Raw genomic sequence first — 1,844 nt, 5'->3', positions numbered from 1 at the left:
CAACAACATCGTTCGGGCATGCATCGAACGGCTAAGCGGAATACACCCACCTTAGGTCAGGAGACAGGAATGCAACATGCTTCGAGTCATCAGGGCGTGCGCGCCAGCGTATCGGGCATCCGGCGCTCGCGCACCCGCTTCGTGATGCTAGCGCTGCTAGCGATCGGCACGATGATCAACTATCTCGACCGCACCGTGCTCGGCATCGCCGCACCGACAATGACCAAGGAACTCGGAATCGACGCGGCCGTAATGGGCCTCGTCTTCTCGGCATTCTCGTGGACCTATGCGCTCGCTCAACTGCCTGGCGGCGTTTTTCTCGATCGCTTCGGCAGCAAGGTCACCTATGCCCTGGCACTAATCTTCTGGTCGTTTTTCACGCTGTTGCAAGGCTTCGCGGTGGGGCTGAAATCGCTGCTGCTGTTCCGCTTCGGCCTGGGGGTGAGCGAAGCGCCATGCTTCCCAACCAATAGCCGCGTTGTCGCTACGTGGTTTCCGCAAGAGGAGCGCGCACGTGCCACAGGCATCTATACGGTGGGCGAATACCTGGGTCTCGCGTGCTTCGCGCCTGCGCTCTTCTGGATCATGGGCAATTTCGGATGGCGTTCACTGTTCCTTGTGGTCGGCGTGATCGGCATCACGTTCGGCGCGGCATGGTGGATTTTCTATCGGCAACCCCACGAGTCGAAAAGCGTGAACCAGGCTGAACTGGATCATATTGCGGCCGGCGGCGGCCTCGAACCGGCCGGCGGCCAGCAGTCGCTCGCCTTTTCGTGGAGTAACGTCGGCGCACTGCTCAAGCGTCGCCAGATCGCAGGCGCATGCCTCGGACAGTTCGCAGGCAACACCACGCTGGTGTTCTTCCTGACCTGGTTCCCCACGTATCTCGCGACCGAGCGCCACATGGGCTGGCTGAAGGTCGGCTTCTTCGCGGTGATGCCATTTCTCGCAGCAGCGGCCGGCGTGATGTTCGGCGGCTGGGTGTCTGACTTCCTGCTCAAGCGCACAGGCTCGGCGAACATAGCACGCAAGCTGCCGATCATCGTGGGCTTGCTGGGTGCGTCGACCATCATTGCCGCCAACTACGTCAGCACCGATGCACTCGTCATTACCGTCCTCTCAATCGCGTTCTTCGGCCAGGGGATGGTCGGCCTGGGCTGGACGCTCATTTCGGACGTCGCCCCGAAAAGCCTGATGGGACTCACCGGCGGCATTTTCAATCTTTGCGCAAACCTGGCGGGGATCGTGACGCCGCTCGTAATCGGGCTGATTGTGGCGACGACGGGATCGTTCTTCTATGCGCTTGCTTATGTGGGCACGGCGGCCTTGCTTGGCGCGCTGTCATACGTGTTCGTCGTCGGCGATGTACGTCGCGTGGAAATCGATAGTTAAGTGACCCACCTTAGTGACCCACCTTAGCGACTAACCTTAGTGCACAACCTCATTGAACAAGCTCAAGGAGCACAGCGATGATCAGCGGTAAAACCACTCTGATTGCCCACCTCGGCTTTCCGACCGAAAGTTTCAAGTCGCCGATGATCTATAACCCCTGGTTCGACCAGAACGGCATCGACGCCGTCGTCGTGCCGATGGGCGTCAAGCCCGACGACTATGTGCAGTTCCTGCCGTCGCTTTTCCGTCTCAGCAATATTCGCGGCGCGCTGGTGACGATGCCTCACAAGGTGACCACCATGGAACTCGTCGACGAAGTGACGCCGACCGCAAGCATTGCCGGTGCCTGCAATGCGATCCTCAAGCGCGCCGATGGTACTTTGCTCGGCGATCAGTTCGATGGCGCGGGCTTCGTGCGTGGCGTGGAACGCAAGGGCCGCGCACTCAAAGGG

2 protein-coding genes are annotated in these 1,844 nt (G+C 60.2%); both read left to right on the top strand.

What is annotated here, in order from left to right:
- The first annotated feature begins 69 nt into the window (after positions 1-69).
- On the top strand, positions 70-1,392 hold the full coding sequence (locus WCA53_RS34565; RefSeq protein ID WP_423922916.1) for an MFS transporter: 1,323 nt from the start codon (positions 70-72) through the stop codon (positions 1,390-1,392).
- Between the two features lie 77 nt (positions 1,393-1,469).
- Positions 1,470-1,844: shikimate dehydrogenase family protein (locus WCA53_RS34560; RefSeq protein WP_423922912.1), on the top strand; the 375-nt coding region annotated here is incomplete at its 3' end.

Source organism: Caballeronia sp. (assembly GCF_049581465.1).
Lineage (GTDB): Bacteria > Pseudomonadota > Gammaproteobacteria > Burkholderiales > Burkholderiaceae > Caballeronia.
This window is presented reverse-complemented; position numbering and strand designations above follow the sequence as displayed.

Coding starts and splice junctions, on each gene's coding strand:
- WCA53_RS34565 (WP_423922916.1), top strand. CDS start 70: ATGCAACATGCTTCGAGTCATCAGGGCGTGCGCGCCAGCGTATCGGGC.